Annotated in this window: 28 protein-coding genes and 1 pseudogene; 14 read left to right on the forward strand and 15 right to left on the reverse strand. The window is 72.0% G+C overall.

Annotation, left to right across the window (positions count from 1 at the left end; genetic code table 11):
- The 7 genes from E2E34_RS05840 to E2E34_RS05870 form a co-directional block, all read right to left on the reverse strand.
- Window positions 1-768, reverse strand: coding sequence for an urease accessory protein UreD (locus E2E34_RS05840; RefSeq protein ID WP_138900835.1), 768 nt, complete (start codon window positions 766-768; stop codon window positions 1-3).
- Window positions 765-1,442 carry an urease accessory protein UreG gene (gene ureG / locus E2E34_RS05845; protein ID WP_138900836.1) on the reverse strand — a complete coding sequence of 226 codons (678 nt, stop codon included), beginning with the start codon at window positions 1,440-1,442 and terminating at the stop codon, window positions 765-767. Before ureG ends, E2E34_RS05840 begins: the two co-directional genes overlap by 4 nt.
- A 22-nt stretch (window positions 1,443-1,464) precedes the next feature.
- A complete protein-coding gene (locus E2E34_RS05850) occupies window positions 1,465-2,175 on the reverse strand; it encodes an urease accessory protein UreF (protein ID WP_138900837.1) in 711 nt (236 codons plus the stop codon).
- Between the two features lie 2 nt (window positions 2,176-2,177).
- Window positions 2,178-3,899 carry an urease subunit alpha gene (locus E2E34_RS05855; protein ID WP_138900838.1) on the reverse strand — a complete coding sequence of 574 codons (1,722 nt, stop codon included), beginning with the start codon at window positions 3,897-3,899 and terminating at the stop codon, window positions 2,178-2,180.
- Entirely contained in the window at window positions 3,892-4,203 is a 312-nt protein-coding gene (locus tag E2E34_RS05860; protein WP_138900839.1) for an urease subunit beta, read from the reverse strand. The genes E2E34_RS05855 and E2E34_RS05860 overlap by 8 nt, the downstream gene beginning before the upstream one ends.
- Window positions 4,204-4,218: 15 nt before the next feature.
- Entirely contained in the window at window positions 4,219-4,521 is a 303-nt protein-coding gene (locus tag E2E34_RS05865) for an urease subunit gamma (protein WP_138894342.1), read from the reverse strand.
- A gap of 310 nt (window positions 4,522-4,831) precedes the next feature.
- Window positions 4,832-5,125: a type II toxin-antitoxin system Phd/YefM family antitoxin gene (locus E2E34_RS05870; RefSeq protein WP_138900840.1), complete on the reverse strand. Its 294-nt coding sequence runs from the start codon at window positions 5,123-5,125 to the stop codon at window positions 4,832-4,834.
- Between the two features lie 62 nt (window positions 5,126-5,187).
- On the opposite strand from E2E34_RS05870, the gene E2E34_RS05875 reads away from it, so the two are divergent.
- The 3 genes from E2E34_RS05875 to E2E34_RS05885 all read left to right on the forward strand — a co-directional run bounded on the left by E2E34_RS05875 (window position 5,188) and on the right by E2E34_RS05885 (window position 7,134).
- A complete protein-coding gene (locus E2E34_RS05875; protein ID WP_138900841.1) occupies window positions 5,188-5,844 on the forward strand; it encodes an ATP-dependent Clp protease proteolytic subunit in 657 nt (218 codons plus the stop codon).
- Window positions 5,845-5,852: 8 nt separating this feature from the next.
- On the forward strand, window positions 5,853-6,161 hold the full coding sequence (locus E2E34_RS05880) for a hypothetical protein (protein ID WP_138894345.1): 309 nt from the start codon (window positions 5,853-5,855) through the stop codon (window positions 6,159-6,161).
- Window positions 6,162-6,660: 499 nt separating this feature from the next.
- On the forward strand, window positions 6,661-7,134 hold the full coding sequence (locus E2E34_RS05885; RefSeq protein WP_138900842.1) for a C40 family peptidase: 474 nt from the start codon (window positions 6,661-6,663) through the stop codon (window positions 7,132-7,134).
- Window positions 7,135-7,349: 215 nt separating this feature from the next.
- On the opposite strand, the gene E2E34_RS05890 is transcribed toward E2E34_RS05885, so the two are convergent.
- Window positions 7,350-7,793, reverse strand: coding sequence for an ATP-binding protein (locus E2E34_RS05890; protein ID WP_138900843.1), 444 nt, complete (start codon window positions 7,791-7,793; stop codon window positions 7,350-7,352).
- A 237-nt stretch (window positions 7,794-8,030) separates the two neighbouring features.
- Between E2E34_RS05890 and E2E34_RS05895 the strand changes: the two genes are divergently transcribed.
- Complete coding sequence (locus tag E2E34_RS05895; protein WP_138900844.1) at window positions 8,031-8,891, forward strand: helix-turn-helix domain-containing protein; 861 nt, start codon at window positions 8,031-8,033, stop codon at window positions 8,889-8,891.
- Between the two features lie 9 nt (window positions 8,892-8,900).
- Window positions 8,901-9,146 (forward strand): DUF397 domain-containing protein, encoded by a 246-nt coding sequence (locus E2E34_RS05900; protein WP_138900845.1) that lies wholly within the window; start codon window positions 8,901-8,903, stop codon window positions 9,144-9,146.
- A gap of 12 nt (window positions 9,147-9,158) precedes the next feature.
- Here E2E34_RS05900 and E2E34_RS05905 read toward each other — a convergent pair whose 3' ends face one another.
- Window positions 9,159-10,316, reverse strand: coding sequence for an 8-amino-7-oxononanoate synthase (locus tag E2E34_RS05905; RefSeq protein WP_138900846.1), 1,158 nt, complete (start codon window positions 10,314-10,316; stop codon window positions 9,159-9,161).
- 143 nt (window positions 10,317-10,459) lie between these two features.
- Between E2E34_RS05905 and bioB the strand changes: the two genes are divergently transcribed.
- The 5 genes from bioB (at window position 10,460) to E2E34_RS05930 (ending at window position 14,895) form a co-directional block, all read left to right on the forward strand.
- Window positions 10,460-11,605 carry a biotin synthase BioB gene (gene bioB / locus E2E34_RS05910; protein WP_138900847.1) on the forward strand — a complete coding sequence of 382 codons (1,146 nt, stop codon included), beginning with the start codon at window positions 10,460-10,462 and terminating at the stop codon, window positions 11,603-11,605.
- Window positions 11,598-12,902, forward strand: a complete 1,305-nt coding sequence (locus tag E2E34_RS05915) for an adenosylmethionine--8-amino-7-oxononanoate transaminase (protein WP_138900848.1) — start codon at window positions 11,598-11,600, stop codon at window positions 12,900-12,902. Before bioB ends, E2E34_RS05915 begins: the two co-directional genes overlap by 8 nt.
- Before the next feature lie 161 nt (window positions 12,903-13,063).
- A complete protein-coding gene (bioD, locus tag E2E34_RS05920; RefSeq protein ID WP_138900849.1) occupies window positions 13,064-13,759 on the forward strand; it encodes a dethiobiotin synthase in 696 nt (231 codons plus the stop codon).
- A gap of 37 nt (window positions 13,760-13,796) precedes the next feature.
- Entirely contained in the window at window positions 13,797-14,159 is a 363-nt protein-coding gene (locus tag E2E34_RS05925; RefSeq protein ID WP_138900850.1) for a VOC family protein, read from the forward strand.
- A gap of 37 nt (window positions 14,160-14,196) precedes the next feature.
- The gene (locus E2E34_RS05930) at window positions 14,197-14,895 is read left to right on the forward strand and encodes a class I SAM-dependent methyltransferase (protein ID WP_138900851.1); all 699 of its coding nucleotides are present in this window, start codon (window positions 14,197-14,199) and stop codon (window positions 14,893-14,895) included.
- Window positions 14,896-14,946: 51 nt separating this feature from the next.
- Here the strand turns inward: E2E34_RS05930 and E2E34_RS05935 are convergent, their stop codons facing one another.
- Window positions 14,947-15,318: a fic family toxin-antitoxin system, toxin component gene (locus tag E2E34_RS05935; RefSeq protein WP_138900852.1), complete on the reverse strand. Its 372-nt coding sequence runs from the start codon at window positions 15,316-15,318 to the stop codon at window positions 14,947-14,949.
- Complete coding sequence (locus E2E34_RS05940; protein ID WP_138900853.1) at window positions 15,315-15,545, reverse strand: antitoxin; 231 nt, start codon at window positions 15,543-15,545, stop codon at window positions 15,315-15,317. Before E2E34_RS05940 ends, E2E34_RS05935 begins: the two co-directional genes overlap by 4 nt.
- 97 nt (window positions 15,546-15,642) lie before the next feature.
- Here E2E34_RS05940 and E2E34_RS05945 point away from each other — a divergent pair.
- The 4 genes and pseudogenes from E2E34_RS05945 to E2E34_RS05960 form a co-directional block, all read left to right on the forward strand.
- Window positions 15,643-16,110, forward strand: a pseudogene (locus E2E34_RS05945) (GNAT family N-acetyltransferase); the annotation flags it as partial.
- 159 nt (window positions 16,111-16,269) lie between these two features.
- Window positions 16,270-17,673: a hemolysin family protein gene (locus E2E34_RS05950; RefSeq protein WP_138900855.1), complete on the forward strand. Its 1,404-nt coding sequence runs from the start codon at window positions 16,270-16,272 to the stop codon at window positions 17,671-17,673.
- Window positions 17,670-18,692 (forward strand): hemolysin family protein, encoded by a 1,023-nt coding sequence (locus tag E2E34_RS05955; protein WP_138900856.1) that lies wholly within the window; start codon window positions 17,670-17,672, stop codon window positions 18,690-18,692. The genes E2E34_RS05950 and E2E34_RS05955 overlap by 4 nt, the downstream gene beginning before the upstream one ends.
- A gap of 40 nt (window positions 18,693-18,732) precedes the next feature.
- A complete protein-coding gene (locus tag E2E34_RS05960; protein WP_138900857.1) occupies window positions 18,733-19,512 on the forward strand; it encodes an SGNH/GDSL hydrolase family protein in 780 nt (259 codons plus the stop codon).
- A gap of 148 nt (window positions 19,513-19,660) precedes the next feature.
- Here E2E34_RS05960 and E2E34_RS05965 read toward each other — a convergent pair whose 3' ends face one another.
- The 4 genes from E2E34_RS05965 to E2E34_RS05980 all read right to left on the reverse strand — a co-directional run bounded on the left by E2E34_RS05965 (window position 19,661) and on the right by E2E34_RS05980 (window position 22,843).
- Window positions 19,661-20,851, reverse strand: a complete 1,191-nt coding sequence (locus tag E2E34_RS05965; protein WP_138900858.1) for a site-specific integrase — start codon at window positions 20,849-20,851, stop codon at window positions 19,661-19,663.
- Between the two features lie 168 nt (window positions 20,852-21,019).
- Window positions 21,020-21,286: a hypothetical protein gene (locus tag E2E34_RS05970; RefSeq protein ID WP_138900859.1), complete on the reverse strand. Its 267-nt coding sequence runs from the start codon at window positions 21,284-21,286 to the stop codon at window positions 21,020-21,022.
- Window positions 21,287-21,476: 190 nt separating this feature from the next.
- Entirely contained in the window at window positions 21,477-22,154 is a 678-nt protein-coding gene (locus E2E34_RS05975) for a hypothetical protein (protein WP_138900860.1), read from the reverse strand.
- 302 nt (window positions 22,155-22,456) lie between these two features.
- Window positions 22,457-22,843: a hypothetical protein gene (locus tag E2E34_RS05980; protein ID WP_208765159.1), complete on the reverse strand. Its 387-nt coding sequence runs from the start codon at window positions 22,841-22,843 to the stop codon at window positions 22,457-22,459.
- Between the last annotated feature and the right edge of the window lie 63 nt (window positions 22,844-22,906).

Here is a 22,906-nt window from a genome sequence, read left to right on the forward strand (position 1 = left end):
TCACCCGAATGTCCGAAGTGCCCGGTCCAGTACCCGGCGCAGCCTCAGCGCGTCGGCCGCCACCGCCGTGACCAGCACGGCGGGCCCGGCGAGCGGGGTGAGCACCGCGTTGTCACCCAGAAGGGCCGCTTCCGGCGGACTGCGCTCGAATTCCGGACGTACGACGAGGAGTTGGCCGACCGCCCTGTTCCCGCCCAGCACCGCCGCGCCGTCCCAGCCGCCGGGGGCCCCGGGACCGTATGCCAGCTCCTGGTCGAGCAGCGGGCGGCCGGCCCGGTGGACGGTGAGGCGGGTGGTCAGCGTGCCGGTCTCCTCGCCGTACCGGCCGAGGATCTGCTCCTCGCGCAGGACCAGGCGGGCGCGGGCGGCGAGCTCCACGCGGGTGGTCATGCGCAGGTCGCTGCCGCGCGCCGAGATGAGCGCTTCCGGCAGCCAGCGCAGGCACGCGCCGGCTCCGGCCGTCAGCCGTACGTCGTAGCGGGCCGGCCGGCCGCCCCGGCCGGGCAGGGCGACCGTGGCCGCCGCCGAGTCCACGGTGAGCGCCGCACCGTCCCGCACCCCGGCCTCGATGGCCAGCCGGTCCCCGCCCAGCGGCGCGCTCATCGCCCCGACGACGGTGACACGGGCGTACGCGCCCGCGCCGCGCGTGCGGCGCAGGGCGAGCGGGCCGTCGCTCTCCAGCACGGGCAGCCGGGTGCCGCCGAGGCCGTCGGGCACGGCGGTGATCCTGGCCGTCGCCGCGACGCCCTCCGGCGCGAGGGCGGTCACGCGGACCAGGCGGCGAGCTGACCGCGGACCCAGTCGGCCACCGGCTTCACGCCCTCGCCCGACGTCAGCGACGTGAAGGCGACGGGCAGTTCGCCGCGCTGGGTCCGGGCGTCGTGCGCCATGCGGCCGAGGTCGGAGCCGACGTACGGCGCGAGGTCGGTCTTGTTCACGACCAGCAGGTCGGCCGTCGTGACGCCCGGTCCGCCCTTGCGCGGGATGTCGTCCCCGCCGGCCACGTCGATGACGAAGACCTGCGCGTCGACGAGCCCTTTGGAGAAGGTGGCGGTCAGGTTGTCGCCGCCCGACTCCACCAGGATCAGGTCGAGCGGCCCCACCGCGTCCTCCAGGTCCTCGACCGCTTCGAGGTTGGCGGAGATGTCGTCCCGGATGGCGGTGTGCGGACAGGCGCCGGTCTCGACGGCCTGGATGCGCTCGGGCGGCAGAACGGCGTTGCGCAGGAGGAACTCCGCGTCCTCGCGCGTGTAGATGTCGTTGGTGACGACGGCGATGGAGTACGTGTCGCGCAGCGCGCGGCACAGGGCCGCGACGGTCGCGGTCTTGCCCGAGCCGACCGGGCCGCCGAGCCCGATGCGCAGGGCGCGCCTGGTGCCGTCGGACCGGGCGGCGTCGGCGCTGACCACCGTGGTCGTGTCGTGGCTGTGGTCGAGGTGCATGGTGTGCGGCTCCTAGGCGGTGTTACGAGGCGAAGAGGCGTACGGGCCATGCCGCGTGCGCCTGTGCCGTGATGTCGAGCAGCGGCGCGGAGGCCGCGGGCAGCGCGCCGGGGCCTTCGGCCGGGGCCCGGCGGCCGGCCTCGGCCGCGCGCCGCGCGACCTGGTCGAGTTCGGGGGCGAGGCGGGCGAGAACGGCGGTGGCCTCGAAGGGGTCGAGTCCCAGGAGGCGTACGACGGCGGTGGCGGGACCGCCGACGCTCTCGTACGCGACGCAGTGTGCGGCGTCCTCGGGTCCGAGGCCCGCGGCGTGCGCGGTGACGCCGAGCACGACGGGCTGGTGCGCGCCACGCGGACGCGCTGCGGCGAGCGCGTCGAGCGCGTCGCACGGCCAGGCGGCGCGGGCGGCCCGCATGAGCTGGCGGCCGAGCTTGCGCGCCGTCGTCCGCAGGGCGGGTGACGGCGTGCGGGCGTCGGCGGCCTCGTCGAGGACGAGCGGGTCCGCGCCGACGGCCGCTGCGGCGGCCAGCGCCGCCGAGGTGAGCCCGGTCGTGTGCAGACGGCCCCGGCAGAAGGTCGCCAGGTCGGTGGCGTCGCGGATGCGTCCCGCCTTGACGGCGGCCTCGGCGCCGCCGGAGTGGGCGTGGCCCCCGGCCGGGAACCGGCCGTCGGCGAGGACGAGGAGGGCGGCCCGCGCCGCTCCCGGGGACGCGCCGTGCGGTGAGGTGGTGTCCATGGTCAGAAGAGGAAGTACCGCTGGGCCATGGGCAGTTCCGGGGCCGGCGCGGGCTCCACCGGATCGCCGTCGATCGTCACCGTGAAGGTGTCGGGGTCGACCTCGACCCGCGGCAGGGCGTCGTTCTCGCGCATGTCGGCCTTGGTGACGCGCCGCGTGTTCGTGATGGGGACGAACCGCTTGCCGAGGCCGAGGCGTTCGGGCAGTCCGTCGTCGACCGCCGCCGGGGCGACGAAGTTGAACGAGTTGGCGGCCGGAGCCCTGCCGAGCGCGCCGAACATCGGCCGGGGCAGCACCGGCTGCGGGGTGGGGATGGAGGCGTTGGCGTCGCCCATCTGCGCGTACGCGATCTGGCCGCCCTTGATGACGAGCTGCGGTTTGACGCCGAAGAAGGCCGGGTCCCACAGCACGAGGTCGGCGAGTTTCCCGCTCTCGACCGAACCGATCTCGTGGTCGAGGCCCTGCGCGACGGCCGGGTTGATCGTGTACTTGGCGACATAGCGACGTGCGCGGTGGTTGTCGGCGCGTCCGTCGCCCGGCAGGGCGCCCCGGCGCTTCTTCATGACGTGCGCGGTCTGCCAGGTGCGCAGCGCGACCTCGCCGACGCGGCCCATCGCCTGCGAGTCGGAGGAGATGATCGAGATGGCGCCGAGGTCGTGCAGGATGTCCTCGGCCGCGATGGTGGAGGGCCGGATCCGCGACTCGGCGAAGGCGAGGTCCTCCGGGACGGCCGGATTGAGGTGGTGGCACACCATCAGCATGTCGAGGTGTTCCTCGATGGTGTTGACGGTGTGCGGCCGGGTCGGGTTGGTCGAGCTGGGCAGGACGTACGGCTCGGAGACGACCGTGATGATGTCCGGCGCGTGCCCGCCGCCCGCCCCCTCGGTGTGGTACGCGTGGATGGTGCGCCCGGCGATCGCGGCCAGGGTGTCGCCGACGAACCCGGCCTCGTTGAGCGTGTCGGTGTGGATGGCGAGCTGCGCGCCGGTCTCCTCGCACACGCCGAGGCAGGCGTCGATGACGGCGGGAGTGGCCCCCCAGTCCTCGTGGATCTTGAATCCCAGCGCGCCGCCGCGCAGTTGGGCGTGCATCGCGTCGCGGGACATGGTGTTGCCCTTGCCGAGCAGACCGATGTTGACCGGGTAGTGCTCCAGCGCCTCGAACATCCGGGCCAGATGCCAGCCGCCGGGCGTGACGGTGGTCGCCTTGGTGCCCTCGGCGGGGCCGGTGCCGCCGCCGACGAGCGTGGTGATCCCCGAGGAGAGCGCCTGTTCGACGACGGTCGGTGAGATGAAGTGGACGTGCGCGTCGATGGTACCGGCGGTGAGGATCTTCCCGTTGCCCGCGATGACCTCGGTCTCGGGGCCGATGACCAGGTCGGGGTGCACGCCGTCCATGGTGTCGGGGTTGCCGGCCTTTCCGATGCCGGTGACGCGCCCGTCCCGCAGGCCGACGTCGGCCTTGACGACGCCCCAGTGGTCGAGGATCACGGCGCCGGTGATGACGGTGTCGGGCGCCCCCTCGGCCCGGGTGGTGCGGGCCTGGCCCATGGACTCGCGGATGACCTTCCCGCCGCCGAACACCGCCTCGTCACCGGCGCGTCCGGGACCGCCGCAGCGGTCCTCCTCGATCTCGATGAGCAGGTCGGTGTCGGCGAGGCGGATGCGATCGCCGGTGGTGGGGCCGAACAGGTCGGCGTACACCGGGCGCTGGAGTTCAGGCATCGAGGGCACCTCCGGTCTCTCCGCGCAGACCGGCGACGACGCGCCTGCCCGCGACGGGGACGAGTTCGACGTCGACGGGGATGCCGGGCTCGAAGCGCACGGCGGTGCCCGCGGCGATGTTCAGCCGCAGGCCGCGGGCGGCGGCGCGGTCGAAGTCGAGGCCCGGGTTGGCCTCGGCGAAGTGGTAGTGGGAGCCGACCTGGACGGGCCGGTCGGCCGCGTTCAGGACGGTGAGGCGGGTGACGGGCAGTCCGTCGTTGAGCGCGACGGGGTCGTCGCCGTACAGGATTTCACCCGGGATCATCGGCCGCGTCTCCCGTCAGGCGATCGGTTCGTGGACGGTGACGAGCTTGGTACCGTCCGGGAAGGTCGCCTCGACCTGCACGTCGTGGATCATCTCGGGGATGCCCTCCATGACCTCGTCACGGGTGAGGACCTTGCGGCCGGAGGACATGAGTTCGGCGACGCTGCGCCCGTCGCGGGCGCCTTCGAGGATGTGCGAGGTGATGAGGGCGATCGACTCGGGGTGATTGAGCCTCACGCCGCGCGCGCGGCGTTTCTCGGCCACGTCCGCCGCCACATGAATGAGCAGTCGCTCCTGCTCGTGCGGGGTCAGTTGCACGCGTGCTACCTCCAGTCCGGCCGCCAGGCCGCCCGGACGGGGGCAGGCGGGTCCAACGCGTCCGCTAGGGCGAGGACGGGAACGGAACCACAGCGTCCACCTCGGGCGCAGCGGGACCATATCCGACTTCAACACTCTGTTGACCTGCGTTTTCTGGCCGTGCGGCCAGGCATTGCACGTTAGAGCGGAAGTTTTTCCAACGCGTTAACTGGCCCTTTGCGCGTCCATGGTCATCAACGCGCGCGGCCCGCCCCCGGAACGGGGAGGCGGGCTCTTCGTATACGGCGCGTCGGGCGTCCCCGCGCGGGCGTCAGCTCTCGGGAGCCTCGCCCGGAGCCTCGCCCCGGTGCTCGGCGGCGATGCCGAAGCGCCGCCGTTCGCCGGGAGCGGACGCGGCCGAGCCGATCCGGGAGACCGAACTGATCACCTGCTCTTCGACGGCTTCCTGCTCACCCTCAAGTCGTTGCAGGTCAGCGGCGGAGACCAGCGCCACCAACGGCTTCCCGTGCCGGGTCACGACCACGCGTTCGCCGCCGTAGACGACGCGGTTGATCAGCTCCGCCAGTTCTGCCCGGGCTTGCGTCACCGGAATCTCGTAGGCCATGCTCCCCATAGTACGAGCTGTACGTTCTGTACATTTTTCACAGAGGCTCCGGAGGCACCGCCATGAACTGGCACCCGAACCGCCCCCTCACCCCCACCGCCCGCTACGTCCTGCCCGAGTTCACCGAGCGCACCAGCACGGGCAGCCGCACGGTCGACCCCTACGCGAAGCTGCTCGACGAGCGGATCGTCTTCCTGGGGACGGCCGTGGACGACACCGCGGCGAACGACGTGACGGCCCAGTTCATGCATCTCGAACACGCCGCCCCCGACCGGGACATCTCGCTCTACATCAACTCCCCCGGCGGCTCGCACACCGCCATGTCCGCGATCTACGACACGATCCAGTTCGTCACCTGCGACGTCGAGACGATCTGCCTGGGCCAGGCCGCGTCCTCCGCCGCCCTGCTGCTCGCGGCCGGCACCCCCGGCAAGCGCCTGGCATTGCCGGGGGCCCGGGTGCTGCTCAGCCAGCCGGCCATCGAGAAGCCGGTGTACGGCCGGCCCTCGGACCTGGAGATCGAGGCACGGGAGATGGGCCGCACGCGGGCGCTGCTCAGCCAACTCCTGGCCCGCCACACCGGTCAGAGCGTCGAGCGCGTCGACGACGACATCGAGCGGGACACGGTGTTCACCGCCGAAGCGGCGGCGGCGTACGGTCTGGTGGACCACATCGTGCCCAGCCGCAAGAACTCACCCGCCTCCTCCGCCCTGAGGTGAGTCCCCGCATGCTGCCGCCCGAGCTGCCGCCGCTGCCCGCGCTGACGCGCGCCGAGTGCGAGTTCGTCGACCGCTACCTGGAGATCGTCGATCTGATGGGCCGTATCAATCCGGCGCACGGCGCGGACACCTACGGCGCCCTGCGGGCCGCCCAGGCTCTCGCCGGGAAGGCCGCCGGACTGCGCGACGCCCTCGCCCTGATGCACGAGCGCGGCGAGAGCCGGGTGCACGCCGCCACGCTCACGCGGGCCCTGCGCGTGCTCGACGGAGAGCGGCGGGCCGGTCGTGTCACCCTCCCGCCGGTGTCGGCGAGTTGAGGCACGCCCGAGCCGCTACCCCATTGGCGTACGAGAAAGACTCAGCCGAACGGGGTAGGAAATACCTGTTCAGCGGTACGGCCCAACTTGCGCAGCGCGCCTGCGCATCGGGCGGAATGAGGCGTTCCGCCGCTGGTACGGCGGTCGTCGGGCACCCGTGCCGCGGGCCGCGAATCCGCCTGTCCACCCGAACGGGTCATCGGTGAGTAGCCTCACAAAACGCCGTTTCGGCTCGGAAATCCGGCGCTTCATGAGTCAAGATCCCTGGGACGACAAGCCCCCGCCACCGCGGCGGGGCGGTCCGGGCGGACGCCGAGTCCTGCCGCTGTCCCGGATGACTGGTCGACAGGAGTGCATCGGCAGGAGTGGAGGACCCAAGCAGTACGGGGTGACCGGAAACGGTCGTCCCTCGGGGTGAAGCCGCATCACGTGGCCGGGCATCTTCGCCTGTCCGAACCCGACAGGTCATCCTTCACAGGCGGCTGACGAAGGGTTGCGCATGACCGCGCACAAGAATGTTCCGTCCGTGCTGTCCCGGGCCGGAGCCGCTTCGGCTCTCACCCTCGCCGCCATCGGCGGCACGATGCTGGCGCCGGGGGCCGTCCCCGAGGCACACGCCGCGTCACACCTGACGAAGGCGCTCGATGTCGCCGCGTCGAAGAAGGGCGCCCCGTACAAGTACGGGGCGGCGGGCCCGAGCCGGTTCGACTGCTCGGGGCTGACGCTCTATTCGTACAAGAAGGCCGGCAAGAGCCTGCCGCGCACCGCCCAGTCCCAGTACAACAAGACCCGCCACATCTCCGCCTCCAGCCGCAAGCGCGGAGACCTGGTCTTCTTCCACTCCGGGCGGAGCGTCTACCACGTGGGCATCTACGCAGGCAAGGGCAAGATCTGGCACTCCCCCAAGTCCGGCTCGGTGGTCAAGCTGGAGAAGATCTGGTCCAAGAGCGTCTGGTACGGCCGGGTGCGCTGACCTTCCCGGGCGGCTGCCGGATGCCGCAGGGCTGCCTCCGGGCGACCGGGTCCACCGGCACTCCTGTGCGGGTAAGTGACTGGCTGCCAGGCCGTCAAGAACCGCTTCCACCTCGGCATCCGGCCGCCGCACCGCACGCGGGACGCCGAGGTGGAGCGGGCCGGCACCCGTCGGTCCGTAGCGCCGGGCGGCCCCACGGCCGGCGCCGCCCGGCGCTACGGGCCGACGGGCTGCTGCACGGGAACGGTCCACGGCAGCTCGATCCACACGGTCTTGCCGCCCTCCCGGGTGGGCTGGACCGAGACCTTGCCGCCGCACTCGGCGGTGAGACACCGGATGATCACTATGCCGCGGCCGTTGTCCTGCTGGACGGCCGCGGGAAGCCGCCTGGGCCAGCGGGGGTGACTGTCGGTGACGCCGATGCGCAGGTGCTCGTACCGGTCGAGCCGTACGTCGACGGTGAAGGTCGGCGACTGGCCGAAGGTGTGCTGCACGGCGTTGGTGGCCAGCTCCGAAACGATCAACCGCACGGTCTCGGCGGCGTCGGATCGCGGGGGCATGCCCCACTCGCCGAGAATCTCCGCGACGTATCTCCTCGCGGCGGAGACCGAGGCTGGCTCGCTCGGCAGAGTGACGGATGCTTCCTGGTGGTCTGCCATGGCGACGCTGTCCCTTTCCCACCGGGGCCGGACTCCGACTCGTAGCGGATGAACTTCGAGGACGGCCTCGGACTGTGCTTCGCGCCAGAGTGCCACTCATGGTGCAGCGCCCGGGCGTGATCCCCCGAGATGTGCATATATCTGTCGCTCGAAGCGGTGAACTCTGCCGCACGAGGCCCTGTTCGGACTCCGAACGGCGCATCCTGGCCCGTTGGAACGAATGGGAAGGAGACGGACATGCGGCACAGTCCCGCGGTGCGTCGGCGCAAGCTCGGCGACGAGCTGCGGAGACTGCGCGACAGGGCGGGGCTCACCAGCCCCCAGGCGGCCCGCCTGGTCGGGTGGCACCAGTCGAAGGTGAGCAGGATCGAGACGGGGCGCAGCACCGTGAAGCCGTCCGACGTGACCCGGCTGCTGGACGTGTACGGAGTGACGGACCCCAGGCTGCGGGAACTGGTCGACGCGCTGACCGGCCCGGCGGCCGACGCGGGCGGCAAGCACTGGTGGCACGCGTACCGCGGGCTGCTGCCGCCCCAGTACCGCGACCTGATCAGTCTGGAGTCGCAGGCGGGCGCGGCCCGCACGCTGGAGACCACGGTGGTGCCGGGGCTGCTGCAGACCCCGGACTACGCGCGGGCGGTGACGCGGGCGGCGCTGGCGGGGCTGCCGGCGGCGAAGGTGGACGCGCTGGTCGAGGTGCGGATCGCCCGCCAGGCGGTGCTGGGTGCCGCGAGGCCGCTGGAGCTGAGCGCGGTGCTGGACGAGGCGGTGCTGCGCCGGCCGGTGGGCGGCCAGGGCGTCATGAAACAGCAGTTGCAGCAGTTATTGGAGGTGTCAGACCTGCCTCATGTCCGTCTCCAGGTCGTGCCGTTCGCGTCCGGAGCCCACATCGGACTCACGGGGTCTTTCGTTATCTTCTCCTTTCCGAACATGGCTGATCTGGATGTGGTCGTTATCGACCACTTGACGAGTAGCCTCTACCTCGAACGGAAAGAAGACCTCACGGCGTACGACACCGCGTTCCACGCGCTTCAGTCACAGGCCCTTTCACCCGAGGAATCATCCGCTCTCATCGCCCGTATCGGTGATGCCCGGTAGGGAGGCTCCATGTCCGGACCCCTCGCGCCCGTCCCGTCCAGCACCCTCCTGCACGACGCCCGGTGGCGGCGCAGCAGCCGCAGCACCGGCATGAACAACTGCGTGGAGGCGGCCCGTCTCGACGGCGGACTGCTGGCCGTGCGCGACTCCAAGCACGTCACCCGGCCCGCTCTGCTCTTCACGGCGGACACGTGGACGTCCTTCCTGTCCGCCGTGCGCGACGAGGCGCTGGGCCGGGAACCGCGCCGGCCGTGACCCGGCGGGCCGTCAGAAGGCGGCGGGCGGAGCGGTCCGTACGACCGTGGCCACCGCCTCGTCGACCTGCGCGTCCGTCAGGTCCGCGCGGGCGGTGAGCCGGAGCCGGGAGACGCCGTCCGGCACCGACGGCGGGCGGAAGCAGCCCACGACGAGGCCGGCCTCCCGGCAGTCGGCGGCCCAGCGCACCGCCTCCGCCGGCGAGGGCGCCAGGACCGACACCACGGCGGCGTCGGGGCGTACGGCGGTCAGCCCCGCGTCCGTCAGCCCCCGGTGCAGCGAGGCGGCGACCGTACGGGCCCGCGCCGCCAGTTCCGGCTCGCGGCGCAGCAGCCGGGCGCTCGCCAGCGCGGCGCCCGCGGCGGCCGGCGCCAGACCGGTGTCGAAGATGAACGTACGGGCCGTGTTGACCAGGTGGTCGACGACCCGGGCGGGGCCGAGCACCGCTCCGCCCTGACTGCCCAGCGACTTCGACAGGGTGAGGGTGGCGACGACGCCCTCCGCTCCCGCGAGTCCCGCCGCGTTCAGCGCCCCCCTGCCTCCCTCGCCGAGTACGCCGAGGCCGTGGGCGTCGTCGACCAGGAGCGCCGCCCCGTACGCACGGCAGGCGGCGGCGAGTTCCGGCAGGGGCGCCGCGTCGCCGTCCACCGAGAAGACCGAGTCGGTGACCGCGAGGGCGCGGCCGTCGTGCGCGTCGAGGGCCTTGCGCACGGCGTCGGGGTCCGCGTGCGGCACCACGGCGGTGGTGGCGCGGGAGAGCCGGCAGCCGTCGACGATCGAGGCGTGGTTGAGGGCGTCGGAGACGATCACCGAGCCGTGGCCGCTGAGGGCGGTGAGGGCGGCGAGGTTGGCGGCGTAACCGGAGGAGAGGACGAGCGCGGCCTCGAAACCGCAGAAATCGGCCAATTCCCGCTCAAGGTCGGCGTGCAGGCGTGTGCTGCCCGTGACGAGCCTGGACCCGGTCGCACCGGCGCCCCAGCGGCGGGCGGCCTCCGCGGCCGCGGCGGTGACCTCCGGGCGGTGCGTGAGGCCGAGGTAGTCGTTGCTCGCGAGGTCGAGCCGGGCGGACTCGGCGGGGCGCGGGCGCAGGGTCCTGACGAGCCCGGCCTTCGCGCGCACCGCCGCCTGCTCGTCGATCCAGTCGAACGGGTCGGACGATCCCTGGGGCATGGCGGAGTCCCTTTTGTAGGCAGCCCACAGACACTAGCCGGGTACGGGCGAGGTCAGGGTGTGGCAATACCCACACCTCGTGAGGCCGCTCTTGTGCGGTTCCTCCTTGGCCACAGGCGGTGCCGTAGGTGAGGATCGGCATCATGGACCTGCTGAACACGCTGGTGGAGAAGGGGCTGCGGCGCGAGCTGCCGACCCGCGAAGAAGCGCTCGCCGTGCTGGCGACCTCCGACGACGAGCTGCTCGATGTGGTGGCCGCGGCCGGAAAGGTACGCCGCCAGTGGTTCGGGCGGCGGGTGAAACTCAACTACCTGGTCAACCTCAAGTCGGGCCTGTGCCCCGAGGACTGCTCGTACTGCTCGCAGCGGCTCGGCTCGAAGGCCGAGATCCTGAAGTACACCTGGCTGAAGCCCGCCGAGGCCTCCAAGGCGGCGGCCGCGGGGGTCGCGGGCGGGGCGAAGCGGGTGTGCCTGGTCGCGAGCGGGCGCGGGCCGACGGACAAGGACGTCGACCGCGTCACGAAGACGATCGAGGCGATCAAGGACGAGAACGAGGACGTCGAGATCTGCGCCTGCCTCGGGCTGCTCTCGGACGGACAGGCCGAGCGGCTGCGGGCGGCGGGCGCCGACGCGTACAACCACAACCTGAACACCTCCGAGGCGACGTACGGCGGCATCACCACGACGCACACCTACGCCGACCGTGTGGAGACGGTCCAGCAGGCGCAGGCGGCGGGCATGTCGGCGTGCTCGGGCCTCATCGCGGGCATGGGCGAGACGGACGCGGACCTCGTGGACGTGGTCTTCGCGCTGCGCGAGCTCGACCCCGACTCGGTGCCCGTGAACTTCCTGATCCCCTTCGAGGGGACGCCGCTCGCCAAGGAGTGGAACCTGACGCCGCAGCGGGCGCTGCGCATCCTGGCGATGGTGCGGTTCGTCTGCCCGGACGTGGAGGTACGGCTCGCGGGCGGGCGCGAGGTGCACCTGCGGACCATGCAGCCGCTGGCGCTGCACCTGGTCAACTCGATCTTCCTCGGCGACTACCTGACCAGTGAGGGCCAGGCCGGCCAGGCGGACCTGGAGATGATCGCGGACGCCGGTTTCGAGGTGGAGGGGTCGCAGACGACGACGCTTCCGGAGCACCGCGCCGGCGGCGGCTGCGCGTCGGCGTGCGGTGAGCCGGCCGCACCGGAGTCCGAGGGAGAGACCCCGGAGATTCCGGCCGCCCGTACGGACCTCGTGTCGGTACGGCGGCGAGGCGCCGGGACGGACCTCGCCCCCAATGCCTGAGCCGTTGGCCCCCGGTGAGCTGCTGCGGCTCGACCGGGAGCACGTCTGGCATCCGTACGGTCCGATGCCGGGCCGTGCACAGCCGCTGCTGGTGGAGTCCGCTTCCGGCGTCCGGCTGCGCCTGGCCCAGCCGGCCCACGGCCAGGACGAGTTGATCGACGGCATGTCGTCCTGGTGGTCGGCGGTGCACGGCTACAACCACCCCGTCCTCAACGAGGCGGCGCGCGGTCAGCTCGACCGGATGAGCCATGTGATGTTCGGCGGGCTCACCCACGAGCCCGCCGTGCGGCTGGCCGCGAAGCTGGTGGAGATCACCCCCGAGCCGCTGCGGCACGTGTTCCTGTCCGACTCCGGTTCGGTGTCGGTCGAGGTCGCGGTGAAGATGTGCCTCCAGTACTGGCGCTCGGTGGGCCGGCCGGGCAAGCAGCGGCTCCTGACCTGGCGCGGCGGCTACCACGGCGACACCTGGCAGCCGATGGCGGTGTGCGACCCGCAGGGCGGCATGCACGAGCTGTGGCAGGGGGTCCTGCCGCGCCAGGTCTTCGCGGACGCGCCGCCGGCCGCGTACGACGCGGCGTACGCCGATCACCTGCGCGCGACGATCGCCCGCCACGCGGACGAGCTGGCCGCGGTGATCGTGGAGCCGGTGGTGCAGGGCGCCGGCGGGATGCGCTTCCACTCGCCCGCGTACCTGCGGGTGCTGCGGGAGGCGTGCGACGAGCACGGGGTCCTGCTGATCTTCGACGAGATCGCGACCGGCTTCGGCCGTACGGGGACGCTCTTCGCCTCGGAGCAGGCGTCGGTCTCGCCGGACGTCCTGTGCCTGGGCAAGGCGATGACCGGCGGTTACCTGTCGATGGCGGCGACCCTGTGCACGTCCGAGGTGGCCGACGGCATCTCGCGCGGCGAGCTGCCGGTCCTGGCCCACGGCCCGACCTTCATGGGCAATCCGCTGGCTTCGGCGGTGGCCTGCGCCTCGATCGAGCTGCTGCTCGGCCAGGACTGGCAGGGCGAGGTCAAGCGCATCGAAGCCGGGCTGAACGAAGGCCTGGCGGCGGTGGCGGAGCTTCCGGGGGTCCGCGACGTCCGGGTGCTGGGGGCGATCGGCGTCGTACAGCTCGCCCGTCCTCTCGACGAGGCCGCCATGGCGGCGGCCACGGCGGCGACGGTCCGGGAGGGCGTGTGGCTGCGGCCGTTCCGCGACCTGATCTACACGATGCCGCCGTACGTCACGAACGACGCGGACCTGTCCCGGATCTGCCGGGCGATGGGGGCGGCCGCGTCGGCCGGTGCGTGAGGGGCCGTCCCCTCACGCTCCCCGGCGGGCATGCCCCGGAACGCCGGAGGGGCCGGATGCCGCCCCCGGGCGGTCCCGGCCCCTCCGGCGTTGTGGGGCGCCGTCCGGTCCCGGCCCGGTCCGCACTTGAACTGAACTACTACCCAGGAGGACATCAGCGCATGGCCGTCATCGTCGTCAGCGGCACCGGTACCGAGATCGGCAAGACCGTCGTCACAGCGGCGCTTGCCGCCGTCGCCCGGGCCCTGGGCCGTACCGTCGCCGTGCTCAAGCCCGCCCAGACCGGCCTCGCCGAGGGCGAGCCGGGCGACGCGCACGAGGTCGTGCGGCTGGCGGGCGACGAGGTCGCCGGGGTCGAACTCGCCCGGTTCCCCGAGCCGCTGGCGCCCGCCACCGCCGCCCGGCGCGCGGGCCTGGCCCCCGTACGGCCGCAGGACGTGGCCACGGCGGCGGCGAAGCTGGCCGCGACGTACGACCTCGTGCTCGTCGAAGGCGCCGGCGGCCTGCTCGTGCGCTTCGACGACGAGGGCGGGACCCTCGCCGACGCCGCCCGGCTGCTGGGCGCACCGGTCCTGGTCGTCACCCCCGCCGGCCTCGGCACGCTCAACTCGACGACGCTGACCGCCGAGGCCCTGCGCGCCCGCGGGATCGACATGCTCGGCGTCGTCATCGGCAGCTGGCCCGACGCTCCCGGTCTCGCCGAGCGCTGCAACCTCGCCGACCTGCCCGACGCGGCCGGAGGAGCCCCGTTGCTGGGTGCCGTCCCGCAGGGCGCGGGTGGCCTGGCACCCGCCGACTTCCGGGCACGCGCCGGGACTTGGCTCGCGCCGGCGCTCGGCGGCACCTGGCAGCCGTAACAGCCGCGACACGGGCGACAGCCGTATCGTCGTCGTCATGCGAGTACGTATCGACGAAATCGTCTTCGACTGCGCGGAGCCCGCCGTACTGGCCCGGTTCTGGGCCGCCCTGCTGGGCGGCGACCCGGTCGACCGGAGCCCGGACTGGTCGTACGTCGACCCGCCGGACTGGACCCGGGTCGCCTTCCAGCGCGTACCGGAGGGGAAGAGCGTCAAGAACCGGCTGCATCTGGACCTGCACGCGGACGACATCGGCGCGGCGACCGCGTGGGCACAGGGCCTCGGCGCGACCAGGACCGGCGGGATCGTCGTCGACACGCAGGGGTCCTTCCAGGTGCTGCTGGACCCGGAAGGCAACGAGTTCTGCTTCGTGAGCGGCGTGAGCCGCCCGACGGGGTAAGTATCGCGGTACGTACGCCACCGGAGGAGGGTCCGCGATGCCCAAGCGCCGCAGCAAGGTTCCCCGGGATGCCGTGCACCACCCGCTCTTCGCACGCTTCTACGCCCGCTGCAGCGTGGCGGCCGACCTGAGAGGCGGGGTGGCCGCGCACCGCGACGAGCTGCTGTCCGGGCTGTCGGGCCGGGTCATCGAGATCGGCGCGGGCAACGGGCTGAACTTCGCGCACTACCCGGCCGCCGTCTCGGAGGTCGTGGCGATCGAACCGGAACGCAGCCTGCGCCGGCTGGCGCTGAAAGCGGCGCTGGACGCCGGTGTCCCGGTGGACGTGGTGCCGGGAGCGGCGGAGGCGCTGCCGGTGAAGAGCGAGGCGTTCGACGCGGCGGTGGTGTCGCTGGTGCTGTGCAGCGTACGGGACGTGCCGCGCGCCCTCTCCGAGATCAGGCGTGTCCTGCGGCCCGGGGGCGAGCTGCGCTTCTTCGAACACGGCCGGGGCGGGGGCAGGGCCATGGTGACGGCCCAGCGGGTCCTGGACCGGACCGTCTGGCCGGTGCTCTTCGGCGGGTGCCACACCGCGCGCGACCCGCTCGCGGCCATCACGGCGGCGGGGTTCGACCTGGGCGCGTACCGGCGGCTGTCCGTACCGGAGAACGGTCCGCGACTGCCGTCGTCGCCCTGCGTGCTCGGTGTGGCGCACCGGCCGGGTGAGGCGCCGGAGGGGCCGGCGGCCGACGCGTAGGAGGGGCGGACGCCGGCGCCCGGACCCGGGGCCCGGCGCCGGGTCACCTGCTCACAGGCTCCACTGGCGCAGCTCCCCCGCGATCGCGTGGACGTCGGCCTTGCCCTCCTTGACGAGCCTTGCCAGGTCCCGCACCCGCTCGGGCGAGGTCTCGACCTTGAGCCCGCAGGCGACGAGGTAGCCGTAGGCCACGGCCGAGGCGAACATCGCGTTCGAGCGCTCCAGCGCCGGCACGTGCAGCAGCAGCTGGAGCAGGGCGGCCGCGCGGGCGGCCGGATCGCTGTAGACGGGAGTGCCGAATATCTCGGCCTCGTGCCGGGCGACGGCGGCCACCAGTGCGCCCCAGTCGACGACCTGGGGGTCGCCCGGGGTCCGGTGCTCGGCGACCATGAGGAGCCAGGCGAGGTCGATCCTGAGACTCAACGCTTGCCTTCGCGCTCCGCGTCGCCGAACTCCTCCGCGAACACCGATTCGTACTGCCTCATGAAGTCGGACGCGGCCTCGACGAAGGTGCGCCCCACTTCCCCGGCGTCCTGGCGGACCAGCTCCTCTATGTAGCGGTTCACGCTCATGCCCCGCTGGAGAGCGCGCTGCCGCGCGGCCTCGGCGGTGGCCTCGTCCACCCGTACGTTCAGCTGCGTCTTCGCCACACCATCAAGCTAGCGCGACGGTGCTAGCACCGGCAAGGGGAGACCGGGAGGAGACGGGGACCGGGAGCGGACACCGGGAACAAGGTCGACGCGACGGGGCGGACGGTGGTGGGATGCCGACATGAACGATCTTCGTATACGGCCCGCGGCGTCCGACGACCTCGACGCCGTCCTGGCCTTCTGGAAGGACGCCGCCGAGGGCACGAGCATCAGCGACGACCGCGCGGGCGTGGAGCGGCTCGTCGCCCGCGACCCCGGTGCCCTGCTCCTGGCCGAGCTTGCCGCCACCGGCGGTGGGCCCCACGAGCTCGTCGGCACGGTCGTCGCGGGTTTCGACGGCTGGCGCTGTCATCTGTACCGCCTGGCCGTGCACCCGGACCGGCGGCGGCGCGGCATCGGCTCCGCGCTGCTCGCCGCGGCGGAGGAACGGTTCGTCGCGCTGGGCGGGCGGCGCGGCGACGCGATGGTCCTGCGGGAGAACGAACGGGCGCACCACGCCTGGCGCGCGGCCGGGTACGCGCCCGAGCCGCAGTGGCGGCGCTGGGTCAAGCCGCTCGTGGAGTGAACGTGGAGGGACCTCGGCCGCGGCGCGCCCGCCCCTTACCATGGGCGGATCATTCACCCCCTCTGAAAGGTGTGAGCGTCCGCCCATGGGCGAGCCTCCCCGTAGCCGACATCGCGCGTCCTTCTTCGCCCTGCCCGATCATGGGACGGTGGTGAACCGATGACCGAAGTGCTTCTGCTCGCCGTGGCCGTACTGCTCTCGCTCGCCTGCGGGGCCTTCGTGGCGGCCGAGTTCTCGCTGACCACGGTCGAGCGCGGAGAGCTCGAACGCGCCGTGGAGCGCGGCGAGCGGGGGGCGGCGAGCGCCCTCAAGGCCGTACGCAGCCTCACGTTCCAGCTCTCCGGCGCCCAGCTCGGCATCACCGTGACCAACCTCCTGGTCGGCATGCTGGCCGAGCCGTCGATCGGCAAGCTGATCCGCGGCCCGCTCCAGGACCTCGGTCTGTCCCCCGCGACCTCGTCGTCGGTGGCCCTGGTCATCGGTACGGCGCTGTCGACCGTCGTGCTGATGGTCGTGGGCGAGCTGGTGCCCAAGAACTGGGCCATCTCCTCGCCGCTGGGCGTGGCGAGGGTCGTCGCCGCCCCGCAGCGGATCTTCAGCCTCGCCTTCCGCCCGCTGATCAGCCACCTCAACGGCTCGGCGAACCGGATCGTGCGGCGCTTCGGCATGGAGCCGGCGGAGGAGCTCGCGTCGGCCCGCAGCCCGCAGGAGCTGGTCGCCCTGGCGCGGCACTCCGCCCGGGAGGGTGCGCTGGAGGCCGACACGGCCGAGCTGTTCGTACGGACCCTCAACCTGGCGGAGCTGAGCGCGCAGAACGTGATGACTCCGCGCGTCCAGGTCACCGCCCTCGACGTCCAGGCCACCGCTGAGGACGTCGCGAACGCGACGCGCGCCACCGGCCTCTCCCGCTTCCCCGTCTACCGGGGCGGCCTCGACTCGGTCGTCGGCATCGCGCACATCAAGGACGTACTGACCGTGCCCGCGGAACGCCGGCCCTCGTATCCCGTCTCGTCGCTGCTGCGCGAGCCGCTGCTCGTACCCGAGTCGCTGACGGTGGACCGGCTCCTCGACCGGCTGTCGGGCAAGCAGACGATGGCCGTCGTCATCGACGAGTACGGCGGCACGGCGGGTGTCGTGACGCTGGAGGACATCGTCGAGGAGGTCGTGGGCGAGGTGCGCGACGAGCACGATCCGCACGAGACGCCGGACCTCGCCCTGGCGGGTGAGGACGCCGACGGCCGGGCGCTGTGGTCGGCGGACGGCGCCGCCCGGACCGACCAGCTGGAGCGCGTGGGACTGCGGGTGCACGAGGGGCCGTACGAGACGCTCGCCGGACTGGTCGCGCACGAGCTCGGCCGTATTCCGGCGGTCGGGGACCGCATCGAGCTGGCCGGGTGGCAGCTGGACGTCGTGGACGCGGCGGGGAGGCGCGCGGCGCGCGTGCTGCTGCACGCCCCGCCGCCCGACGTGTCCGACGGCGTGGACGGGTCCGACGCTTCCGGGTCTTCCGGCGGCTCCGCCGGTTCAGGCCGCGGTTCCACGCAAGGGGAGGGCGGGCGATGACCGCGATCCAGCTGTTCGTCGGCCTGCTCACGCTGGTCGTCAACGCCTTCTTCGTCGGCGCGGAGTTCGCACTGATCTCCGTACGCCGCAGCCAGATCGAACCGGAGGCGGACCAGGGGAACCGGCGGGCGCGCAGCGTCCTGTGGGGCCTCGAACACGTCGCGGCGCTGCTGGCGGCGGCCCAGTTGGGCATCACGCTGTGCACTCTGGTGCTCGGCGTGGTCGCCGAGCCGGCCATCGCGCACCTGCTGGAGCCGCTGTTCCACGCGGTGGGGGTGCCGGACGGGCTGACGCACCCGATCTCGTTCGTCATCGCGCTCGCCGCGGCCACGTATCTGCACATGCTGTTCGGCGAGATGGTGCCGAAGAACATCGCGCTGGCCGAGCCGGTCAGGACCGCGCTGCTGCTCGGACCGCCGCTGGTGGCGCTGGCCCGGGCGCTGCGACCGGTGATCTTCGCGATCAACGCCTTCGCCAACGGCCTGCTCAAGCTGCTGCGGGTGGAGGCCAAGAGCGAGGTGTCCGCGACCTTCACGGACGACGAACTGGCGCGGCTGGTCACCGACGCCGGCCACGCCGGTCTGCTCGACGACCGGGCGGCCGAGCGGCTGCACGACGCCCTGGAGCTGGGCCGGCGCCCGGTCCAGGACGTGGTCATGCCGGTGGAGCGCGTCGTGTTCGCGCAGATGGGGACGACGCCGGAGGACCTGGAACGGCTGTCGGCCGAATCGGGGTTCTCCCGCTTCCCGGTGCTGGAGGGTCTGCGGATCCTGGGCTACCTGCACGTCAAGGACGCCCTGGACGCCGCACCGCGCACCGTGGCGTTCCCGGTCTCCGCGCTCCGGCCGATCGCCCGGGTGCGGGCGGCCACGCCGCTCGACGACGTCCTGACGGCGATGCGGCGCAGCCGGACCCACCTCGCGGCGGTGCTGGGCGACGACGGCAATCCGGCGGGGCTCGTCACCATGGAGGACGTCCTGCGCGAGCTGGTGGGGCGGCCGGACCAGAGGCTGTCCTAGCTTCTGGTCCGGGCTCGGGCCGGGATACGATCGCTCCGCCATGGAACTGAATGCCACCTACACCAGTCTCGTCGCGGTCGGCGACTCGTTCACCGAGGGCATGTCGGACGCCCTGCCCGACGGTACGTACCGGGGCTGGGCGGACCTGCTCGCCGCACGCCTCGCCGCGAACACGCCCGGTTTCCAGTACGCGAACCTCGCCGTGCGCGGCAAGCTGATCGGGCAGATCGTCGCCGAACAGGTGGACGTCGCGGCCGCCATGCAAGCCGATGTGGTGACCCTGGTGGGCGGGCTGAACGACGCGCTCCGTCCCAAGGTCGACATGGGCAGGGTGTGCGGCCTCCTCGAAGAGGCGGCCGGGAAGCTGGCTCCGTCCTGCAAGCAGCTGGTGCTGATGCGCAGCCCCGGCCGCAACGGCCCGGTGATGCAGCGCTTCCGGCCGCGCATGGAGATGCTGTTCGAGTTCATCGACGGTCTGGCGGCCCGGCACGGCGCGCTGGTGGTCGACCTGTACGGCGCTCCCGCGCTCGCCGACCCCCGGCTGTGGCACGTCGACCGGCTGCACCTGACGGCCGAAGGGCACCGGCGGGTCGCCGAAGCGGTGTGGCAGGCGCTGGGGCACGCGGCCGAGGAGGACTGGCAGGCGCCGCTCGCGCCGGGCGTGCTGCCGGGCTGGGTCGCGCGGCGCGGGAGCGACCTGCGGTTCGCGCGCGAGCACCTGGTCCCGTGGATCGGGCGGCGCGTCACGGGGCGCTCCTCGGGCGACGGGCGACCGGCCAAGCGCCCCGAGCTGCTGCCGTACGACATTCCTCGGCCCTGACGCCTCTCGTAGCAAGCCACAAAGGGGACCGCGGCGCTGGCCTGCACAAACCGCCAGTAGAATCTGGTCACTGTTCTACGGACAACCAAGTCTCAGCAGGTCAGCCCACACATCGGGGGTGCTGTGACAGATCGTTTCTCACAATCTCTCACAACAGGGCCTTGCGGTCCCCTCCGTGGAACACGTCCAGCGCGTCCGCCGCGGCCCTCATGTCCTCGGCTCCGATGGACACGTACTTCCGCTTGGTGAAGGCGGCGTTCGTGTGCCCGGCCCACGCCGCGAGGATGACATCAGGCACCCCGCTCAGGGCGAGAGCCTTCAGCACCGCATGCCGGGCGTCGTACAACCGCACGCGCCGGAGGCCGAGGGCAGCCATGAGCTGATAGGCGTGCTCCCGCAGATGCCGCGTATTCAGCGGCATCCCCAGCTCGTTCACCAGGACATAACCAGAGTCGGTGTACGCCTCGCCAGCGGCCAGGCGCTCCGCTGCCTGCTGGGCACGGAGCCTCCGGAGCGCCTCCCACGGGGCCTGCGGCAGCGGCAGGGACCGCTCCCCGGACGCGGTCTTAGTGTCCTTCTCCAGCACCCGGTGATTGCCGATCATGGTTCGGGTGACCGTGATGGACAGGACGCCGTCCTCGAGGTTGATGTCGGTCCAGCGCTGGCCGCAGACTTCGGCCGGCCGCAGGCCCATCAAGGACAGCAGCAGCGGCGCAAAGAGCCGGTCCTCGGCGATGCCCCGCACGAACGTCTGCACCTCGACCACAGACCACGGCTCGACCTTCGTCCGGTCGCGCTTGTCGGTCTTCTTGTCAGCCAGCGACACGCGCACGTACTGGGCGGGGTTCACCGGGATCAGCTTGCGGACCACGGCCCGCCCTAGGGCTTCCTTGAGGCGGGTCAGGATGCCCTCGACAGTCGAGACAGCGAGGCGGGTACCGACTTCTCCGCCTTTCCGCCGACCCGTCGCTACCGTCTCGTCGACGAAGTCCTGCAACTGCTGCTCGCTGAGCTCCTGGAGCCGCACATGCCCGATGCGCTCGACGACGTGCACCAGGGCGAGACGGTACGTGCGGATCGTCGTCTCCTCGACGTCGCGCCGCTTGTACTCCAGCCACTGATCCAGCCACTCCCCCAGCGTGATCTTGCTGGGCGCGATGAAAGAACCGGCGGAGCGCTGGGCGATGATCCGGGCCCGCTCGGCAAGCACTTCCTTCTTCGTGTCCTTCGTAATCGTCAACTGGATTCGCCTGCCGCTTTCGTCTCGGCCGGCATCTACGACGGTGCGGTACCGCACGACGCCGTTCTGCAGCACGACCTTCTTGACCGGGTCGGGCATCCTCTTCCTCTCCTCTGAAACCCATGCGTGTCGTCCCTACGCCCCTGTCGCCGACACCCGGACTTGCCGGGGAGGGCATCCGCCATGTGTACGGGCTTGGCAGCCCCGAGCCAAGCGGCGAACGGGATAGGAGGGGGCAACCAACGTTCTGAACCTGGCAGACCCCCTTCAGCCCTCCCTGGCGGTCAACTGCTGACCTTGATCGGGATTACCCCCCTGCCTGGTCAGCTCGGCTTGCGCGTCCGCCTGGCGGGAAGCCCAGTACGAGCGGTACGGCTCGGGGTTCATGCGGGCCAGGTAGCGGAAGCGCTCGACCTGGCGGCGTAGGGTCCGCTCACGCTGGTGCCGCGCCTTGCGGCACTGCTCCGAGCAGAAGCGGCGGGGCCGGCCCGTCGCGGCCGGCGTGAGCTCGGCGGAACACCATCCACACGTCATCGCAGGGTCCTTTCGTCGGCCCGCGGAAACGCTGCCAGTTGCGGCACCACGGTTTTCCCTCCCCGGCGGTCCCCCGTGCGCGCCCGCGGGGGTGCGCCCCCACCCGGGCGCGGGCACGGGATGGATTGGACCCGAGGCCCGCGCGCCGGCCGGACCATGGAAGCGCTGCGCGCGGGCCTCGGGAGTCTGGTCACGCCGCAGCGTCGCCAGGGTCGGCGGTCATCTGCTCGATGGCGTTGTCATCGAGGTCGCGGAGCTCGTCCGGCTTGGCCAGTGAGGCGGCGAAGCGCTGCGCGAGTGCTCCGTTGGCCGTCTGCTGGCGCTGGTGGATCTCGCACATCTCCAGGTACACCGTCGATGCGCTGCTGCGTGTCCCGAGGTAGTCGCCAAGCACGTCGTCCCAGTCCATGTCGCACGCGCGCTTGCCGATGGCTCGGGCAAGGATCTGGTCGCCTGCCTGCTCGGCTTGCTTGAGTGCGTGGGCTGCATCACTGGGCTTCTTGATCTGTGCGGCCCGGTCTGCGGCGTCACGGATGGTGGAGTCGAGGGCGGCCCGGTCTGCTGCTGTGGTGGCGTGGGCGCGTGCGTCGTCGTATCCCCAGAGACGACGTTCGAGCTTGCCCCAGTTCTCCGTGTCGGCTGCGATCTGGTCGCGCATGACCTTGTCCAGGGCGGCCCTGGCGTTGGCGTACAGGCGGGCCGTCTCGACCCGCTTGGCGTCGGGGTGCAGGTTGCGCTGCCCACGGATCTGCTGCAGCCCTTGCTTGTACATGGCGCGGATGTCGGCGCTCTTGTCCTGGCTGGCGCTGGGCTGGGGCTGCTGCCCCCGGATCAGTTCGTTCATCTGCTGGGCGAGCTTGCTGGGCATGTGGTTCTCCTCAGAGGTGTTGTCGGTAGGGCGACTCAGTGGGTGGGGGGCTTACCCCTCGGGGGCTTTACGGGGATCGGGACCGTGTTGGCGCTGTCCCTCCGGACGGGTCTGGGGATTTTGGATCTTCGAAAGTGGTGCACTCCCGGCAAGCCACGCATTGCGGGCGTCCGTCCAGCGGAAGCGGCCGAAGTAGTACCACTGGAGCGGGTCGCCCGGATCGTCCGACCAGTCCGCCGGATTGAAGGCGACCAGCTCGGCGGGCATCCCGGCGGGCACACCCGATCGGCGCCGCGGCCGACTCACGCCGACCCCCGCCAGCGACTCAGCGCAGCGTGCCGGGCCTGCGACGAGCGGGCCTGACCGTCGCGCTGCTCCTGCTCGTCGTCCGCCAGCTTCAGCGTCCCCAGCAGGCGGGCCACCAGGGCGCGATGCTGCCGCAGCTCCTGCACCAGAGGATTCGCTACGTCCTGCCCCATCGACCCGCGGACGACCAGGGGGGCGTCCTGCAGCTCGGCGTGCATCCGCTCGATGAGGTCCACCTCGCGACAAGCGTCCTCGAGGATGCGCAGCTCATCAGTACGCAGCTCCTGCGCGACGTTGATGTCCTGCCACAGCTGCGCCGCGCGGTCGCCGAGGCCGGCCGGAGCGTCCGGTACAGGCCCGCACTCCCCTGTCAGCAGTTCCATGGTCGAACCTCCTAGGTCTGAAAAACACAGCGGGATCAGCACGCATAGGGGCGGGTGCTATAC

It is taken from the genome of Streptomyces albidochromogenes, assembly GCF_005981925.1.
In the GTDB taxonomy this organism is placed as follows: domain Bacteria; phylum Actinomycetota; class Actinomycetes; order Streptomycetales; family Streptomycetaceae; genus Streptomyces; species Streptomyces albidochromogenes.